Source organism: Planctomycetia bacterium, assembly GCA_034440135.1.
Taxonomy (GTDB): domain Bacteria; phylum Planctomycetota; class Planctomycetia; order Pirellulales; family JALHLM01; genus JALHLM01.
Genome location: JAWXBP010000107.1, coordinates 1 through 6633, shown reverse-complemented (window position 1 = coordinate 6633; position 6633 = coordinate 1). Strand labels below are relative to the sequence as shown.

Below are 6633 nucleotides of genomic sequence, written 5' to 3'. Positions count from 1 at the left end.
GAAGTTCGAGACATGGCCGTCACCGAGGGAAGCACAAGTTCAAGCACACCCCCTCAACCTACCACGCCCAACAACCATGCCGATTCGGGAACGGTTACGAAAGAGCGGCAAATCGCTTTCCGAGATCGCGAAGGCAACGAGTACGCAGTTCGCCACGGTGAAGGACTGGACGAAGGACATCGAAAAAGGAACCAAATGATGGCCAGGAAGCGTCGAGGGAATGGTGAGGGATCGGTTTACCAGCGCCCGGACGGGCGGTGGTGCGCCACATATAGTTCCGGCTACGACGCCCAGGGGCGACGCAAGCGCAGCACGGTCTTCGGCACCACCAAGGCGGACGCCCAGGACAAGCTCCGTGCGGCACTGAACAAGGTCGCCGTCGGGATCACGCTCAACGTCAGCCGATTGAAAGTTGGCGAGTTCATGGACCGTTGGCTGGCCGACTCGGCCAAGAGCGCCGTCCGCCCCCTCGACGTTCGCCAACTACTCAGCCGTGATTAAGAATCACATCAAGCCGCAAATCGGCGGCGTTAGTTTGGGTAGCCTGACGCCGGTCCACGTGCAGAGCATGATGGCGGCCATGCAACGGAAGGGGAAAAGCGCCGAAACGATCCGCCTCACGTTCGCCGTGTTGCGCCGTGCGCTACGCCAGGCCACCATTTGGCGTTTGATCCCCTATAACGTCTGCGCTAGCGTAGAACGCCCCCGTGTCGCTAAGAACGAGATTCAGGTCCTAGACGGTGAGCAAGTAATGAGGTTTCTCGCGTGTGCCCGCGGTGAGCGGCTGGAGGCGATCTTTGTCCTGGCAATCGGGACCGGAATGCGGCTAGGAGAGCTGTTCGGGTTGCAGTGGAACGATATCGATCTGCCGACGGCGACGATCATGGTGCGCCGGACGCTTACTGAGGTTAACGGGGAATTGCAGTTGTCCGAGCCCAAGACCGCCAAGGGGCGACGACGGATTGATCTCCCGAAAATTGCGGAAGAGGCGCTCTGGAAGCACAAGTCGTCGATGTTGGTCGAGGGGCACGCGGGCGTGGAGTGGGTCTTCTGCAACCACGGTGGTGGCCACCTCCGCCGAAGCCATTTTCACCAGCAGTATTTCAAGCCGCTGTTAAAGAAGGCCGGGTTGCCGGCAATTCGGTTTCACGATCTTCGCCACACGTCGGCCACGTTGCTCCTTTCCGCGGGCGTTCACCCGAAGGTCGTACAAGAGCGGCTAGGTCACTCGCAGATCAGCGTAACGCTCGACGTTTACTCACATGTGTTGCCGACGATGCAGCTGGAGGCGGCGGCAAAGCTGGATGTGGCGATGCGATATTCATAGTGCATCTTGAGCGATGTTACGAATAACGCCGACGCCGAGGAGAGTCGGAACCTTGCGATCCGCTTGGCCGGACGGATGCCAATTGTGCGGCTTCGGCCGCACGACCACGGGCAGAACCGATGAAGCGGTAGGTGCGCCGTTGAGCGACAAGATTCCGGAAAGCTCCGCGCCCGCCAAACAGTAGCACCTGACCGTCGCCATTATGTAATTGTTACAGCAATTGTTGATTCGACGGCATGCCCACGTCATACTTGCACGGGGTAATCAATAGCGAATCAACCTTTAAGGGCGAACTGGCGTTGCGAAAAATGAATCGATTCAAGAAAATCGCTACACTGACCTTGGCGTTGGCCTTGATTGTGGTTCGGTTGACCACGTCGTCGAACGCGGCCAACCTGGAATGGCTACTCGACACAGACGGCGATTGGGACGAGCCAACCAATTGGAGCAGCAACCCCGCGTTGCCTGGGCCAACCGACAACGTATCCATCAATCGCCCGGGAACGAGCGTTACGGTGTTTCACCGTGTCGGCGATACAGTGCTACAGCGGTTAGACTGCGCGGAGTATCTGGCATTGACGGGCGGCTCGCTCACGGTAACCGAAGGCGCATCGAACCTCGACAATTCGTTCTACATGAACGGTGCCACATTGCGCGCCATCGGCGACGGTACGCTACTTACCGCCGTCGCGCCGACGCTTCGACAAGTCCATTTGATGGCAGAAGAGGGCGGCTATCTCAACTTCCTGAATGTCGATTCGCTAATTCATCACGATGGCGCGCCCTCGTCAATCCAAGCCGTCGGAGAGAACAGTCGAATCCGACTTGCCGGTCTAAGAACAGTATCAGCGGCACCCCTTAAGTTTGTTGCGAACGGTGCGAACTCGCTGATCGAAATGCCGGATCTTACGTCCTTCGAAGTATCGTGGGATGTAGAGCTTTCGAATGGAGGGGACATTCTTGCACCGATCTCCGAACTTCGATTCGCCGATGTTTCGCTCACGGGAGCCGGCGACTACCAGTTCCTGCGCCAATTGACGTCCATCTATGGGGCGAACATCACGATGCGAGGCGGCGCATCACCCGATTTCGGCAACGTGCAGCGACTTTACGCGTCTTCTATCATCGCCGCCGACGGAGCTCAACTGCACTTCGCTTCGCTGGTTGAAAACGTCTTGACAAGGCCCGACAATTGGCACATTCGCGCGGAGGGCGACAATAGCAAGGTGTCGTTTCCGGTCCTTCGCACCATTAGCGAGGATCCGTCGTTCGCGACTTCGCGATATGCTTTCACATTTGAAGCGGACGGAGACAACGCAAGCGTCGACCTGGGCGCGTTAGAGTCGATGCAAGTATTCAACGAAGACGTTGTGTTCCGTGCTTCGGGAGACAACAGCCGTATCGACGTTCACCGCCTAGGCTTCATTGAGGGATTTTTGCATCCGAAGTCCAGGCTGCTCATCGAGGCGATCGGGACAGGCAGCGTCGTCGACGCAAGCAACCTTGCTATGGCGAACGTCTCGACTCTGGATGTGACCGTTTCCGGCCCTGGAGCGATTGTGGACTTAAGCCGGCTTGAGGGAACGTCGCCTTCGCATCTTGTTTTGCGACATGGCGGCGAACTTCGCTTTAACGGCGTCAACGGTTTTCGTGGTGGATCGCTGACGATCGAAGGGGCGGGCGAGTATGAAGTGACGAAGAATCTGACGTCATTCCTCGACAGCCGCGTCGAAATCATTGGCAGCGCGAATCCGGATTTCTCCGCTGTGATCGAAGTGCAGGACTCGCCACTGATCGCAACCGACGGCGGACAACTTCGCTTACCCGCCTTGACAAGCCTCACGCAAGGTCTGAGCGGATATCGTGACTATCCCCTGTGGGCGACGGGCCAGAATAGTGTGCTGGACCTAAGAAATGTCGCCGACGTCTCCACCGTGACATTCCTGGATATCCGCGCCATCGGGCCCAATGCCATCGTCGATTTTTCGTCTCTCCCGTCGTTTCCGTTTGGTGCCAACATCCTCCTTCAACAGGGCGACTTGCTTACGCCCGGCTGGGAGGAGCTGTTCGGCTTCACAATAGCAATCGGCGGAAATGGCGAATTCACCCTCACTCACGCCCTGCATTTCCTGAGAGGCGGCCATCTCACGGTGTTCGACGGAGCGAGTCCCAACTTCGACAACCTTGAGTCACTGCATCGAGTATGGCTGAGCGCTCAGGACGGCGGCGTCATCGCTCTACCGAACGTGGCCTCGCTCGAGCTGCAACTATCCGAGAATCTGTGGACGTTCGAAGCCGTCGGCAACAACAGCCGAATCAGCTTGCCGCGCATCACGACGCTTGGTCAGGAGGCTGTCCGTGTCTTGGCGAGGGGCGAAGGTGCGCTCCTTGATCTGCCGTCCCTGGAGGAGATTCCAGCCGGCTCAAATCTCAATCTTCAGTTGGGCGCCGATTTCAATGCACCCTTGGTCGTTCGGCTGAACGGCACGACCCTCCATGCTTCCGGCGAATCGCCACTCTTGTCGTTTGTGCAGCGATTGCAGGCAATGGAGCACGATTCAACCTTGCTCATTACTGACTCAGCGTTCGTTTCCATCCCAAATCTGACCACATTTCACGACAGTCATCTGATCGTGTGGGATGCGTCAGCCGAACTACCAGGACTTTCGCGATTGACTTCCACGATTTCCTTGGAGGCGGTGAACGGCGTCGCGACGTTTCCCGGCGTAATCAGCGGTCAATTGAACGCACGACTGACGGCCGGCACGAACGGGCGGCTTGAGTTTCCCAATTGGACTAGTGGCCAAGACCTGGCGAATATTTCGATTCAGGGAGAGGGCAGCGAAATCGTGGCGAACAAGCTGTCGATGATGATGAATCGGGGCGAGTTATGGATCGATCTTGGCGGCCATTTTGAGCTGTCGCAAGCCGTCATCTCTGGCGGCACAGTACATGTTGGGGATGGATCCATCTCTTTGGATCGCAATTGGCTGAACGCGACTCGGATTCCGGGACTTGTGCAGACCTCCGCTGGAGTATTGCATTTTGACGGACAAGGCGTGCAGGCCGTGGAAGCGTCGGGAATGGACCTGGGAGGTGCCGTTGACAGTCTTACGAACGACGGCAACTTTGCGTTCGGCCAGATCATCGTGGGCACACCGGACAAGGGAACGCGACTCAATTTGGTTGACTTGCTTGACAACGGCCAACGCGGCGAAACAGGCGGAGAAGCGATGTACTTGCTCGGGATCGACGGCGCGGGTTTGCAAATCTTGGGCGGGTCAGCGCTGTTCATCGGCGGCCGCAATGGCGGCATCGATCTCTATGCCGCAGTAAATGGCGCGATGGTCCATCTCAATGAGCTGTTTTCTGCGCCTAACTCGACGATTCCATTTGACGACGGATTCGTCAGCAACGTATATCTCGGCGACGTCAACCTGGATGGTGCGGTCAACGACATCGACCTCGATCTGTTGAATGCGACTATCCGCGACGGAGGCTATTCCGAGTTTGCCGATATCGACGGTAATGGCTTAGTCGATCTCGAAGACGTGAACCAAATGCTCGACGGAGTCTTGGCTACAACAATCGGCGATGTCAATTTGAACGGAGGCGTCGACGTTGCCGACCTGAACCTAGTTCGCAACAACTTCGGCCTAGTTGGGGGATGGTCGATCGGCGATGTCGATGGGAGCGGCCTTGTTGGCATCGGAGACCTCAACGCGGTCCGGAACCATTTCGGATTTCGCAGGTCAGGCGACGTCTCGCCGGTTCCCGAGCCGACTTCACTTGGACTAGCAGCGGTCATTGTCGGACTCGGAATTGTCGTTCATCTTTCTTCGTCGCGCCGTGTTACGCGGCCGAACGAAACCGAGGCCAGTTAGTTCACCATATCGCGGCAGCCACCCTGGCAGCCGTGACAGGCCATACTTTTTGGAGGCCGTTATAGGCGTCCGTTCCACGTATGAAGGTTCGCCGAAGTCCACCCACGTACGCCCTATAGGCAAAACTGAACGTCCGCCAACGTCCACCGCTATCCAGGCACGTCCGCTGCGCAGAACATCCCGATTTGGCTACAAATTGGCTACACAAACGTCACAAATCGGGCTGCAACATGCATTCGGAGCAATAAAAAAGTCCGCGTAACTCTTTCAGTTACGCGGACTTACGTCAGGCGGAGGGCATGGGGCTCGAACCCACAACCGGTTACCCGGCACCACATTTCCAGTGTGGCCGCTAACCATTCGCTTACCCTCCGGAGCGAGACTTTTAGGATTTTAGACCACGGACGCGACCTTTGCAAAGTGGCCGCATGGTCCCGCGCTAGGCGACGCGGGCGGGGATTTCGGTTCTGGGCTGGTCGGCTACCATGTCGGCTTCATGCCTACTTCGCCTGACACGCCGATTTGGTTGCACTATGGAATTTTGTGCCTCTGCGCCGCGGTGGCCGGTGGCATGAACGCCGTGGCGGGGGGCGGCACGCTGCTGACCTTTCCGGCGCTGATGTCCTTTTTCGGTCCGCAGGGCGCAGTCTTAGCGAATGCCACCAGCACTGTGGCGCTGTTCCCAGCGTCGCTGAGCTCGATTTATGCATATCGCGAAGATTTGCAGCCGTTGCGGCGCTGGATCACTTTGTTGGCCGCGCCAAGTTTGCTGGGCGGGCTGGTCGGGGCGCTGTTATTGACGCAGCTTCCCAAAGAATGGTTCGCCGCGGCGGTGCCGTGGCTAATCTTTACGGCGGCGCTGCTGTTCGCGCTGCAGCCGCATATTGCTCGTTGGGTCGGCATCGGCAAGCCGCACGAGCAACCGCACGCCGGCACATTGGCGGCGGTGCTGGTGTTTCAGTTCTTCGTCGCGGTTTATGGAGGCTATTTCGGCGCAGGGATCGGCATCTTGATGCTCAGCGCGCTGGCGATGATCGGCTTGAACGATATCCACGCCATGAACGGGCTCAAAGCGGTGCTGGGCAGTTTGATCAATGGCGTGGCCGTGGCGATTTTTATCTGGGATGGCCAGGTCGATTGGACGTTGGCCGCAATGATGTGCGTATCCTCTAGCCTGGGTGCGTACGGCACGGCGCGTATCGCGCGGAAACTGAATCGCACGTTCATTCGCTGGTGCGTGATCGTGATCGGGTTCTCGCTGGCTGCTTTCTACTTTTGGAAGTAGCGAGGTGATTTCGAGGATTCACCACGGAGGGCACGGAGGTAACCGTTAACGGAAGCGCATCGTCTGTCGGGGCTGACCGTCGGGGCGTTTACCGGTTGGCGGTGGGTCCTCGGGCTTCGGCGCGCAGGCGGAGTTCG

The 6633-nt window shown here is 58.0% G+C and carries 6 protein-coding genes and 1 tRNA gene; 6 read left to right on the top strand and 1 reads right to left on the bottom strand.

Annotated elements, in window-relative coordinates; all coding sequences use genetic code 11:
- The 5 genes from SGJ19_06200 to SGJ19_06180 all read left to right on the top strand — a co-directional run.
- On the top strand, window positions 1–199 hold a 199-nt coding region (locus tag SGJ19_06200), incomplete at its 5' end, for a hypothetical protein (GenBank protein ID MDZ4779824.1).
- On the top strand, window positions 199–501 hold the full coding sequence (locus SGJ19_06195; protein MDZ4779823.1) for a hypothetical protein: 303 nt from the start codon (window positions 199–201) through the stop codon (window positions 499–501). The genes SGJ19_06200 and SGJ19_06195, both read left to right, overlap by 1 nt.
- Window positions 494–1327, top strand: coding sequence for a site-specific integrase (locus tag SGJ19_06190; GenBank protein MDZ4779822.1), 834 nt, complete (start codon window positions 494–496; stop codon window positions 1325–1327). The genes SGJ19_06195 and SGJ19_06190 overlap by 8 nt, the downstream gene beginning before the upstream one ends.
- 52 nt (window positions 1328–1379) lie before the next feature.
- The gene (locus SGJ19_06185; GenBank protein ID MDZ4779821.1) at window positions 1380–1511 is read left to right on the top strand and encodes a hypothetical protein; all 132 of its coding nucleotides are present in this window, start codon (window positions 1380–1382) and stop codon (window positions 1509–1511) included.
- Between the two features lie 52 nt (window positions 1512–1563).
- Window positions 1564–5211, top strand: coding sequence for a hypothetical protein (locus SGJ19_06180; GenBank protein MDZ4779820.1), 3648 nt, complete (start codon window positions 1564–1566; stop codon window positions 5209–5211).
- A gap of 291 nt (window positions 5212–5502) precedes the next feature.
- Here SGJ19_06180 and SGJ19_06175 read toward each other — a convergent pair.
- Window positions 5503–5584 (bottom strand) — tRNA-Ser (locus SGJ19_06175).
- A 123-nt stretch (window positions 5585–5707) separates the two neighbouring features.
- On the opposite strand from SGJ19_06175, the gene SGJ19_06170 reads away from it, so the two are divergent.
- The gene (locus tag SGJ19_06170; GenBank protein ID MDZ4779819.1) at window positions 5708–6496 is read left to right on the top strand and encodes a sulfite exporter TauE/SafE family protein; all 789 of its coding nucleotides are present in this window, start codon (window positions 5708–5710) and stop codon (window positions 6494–6496) included.
- Window positions 6497–6633 lie beyond the last annotated feature (137 nt).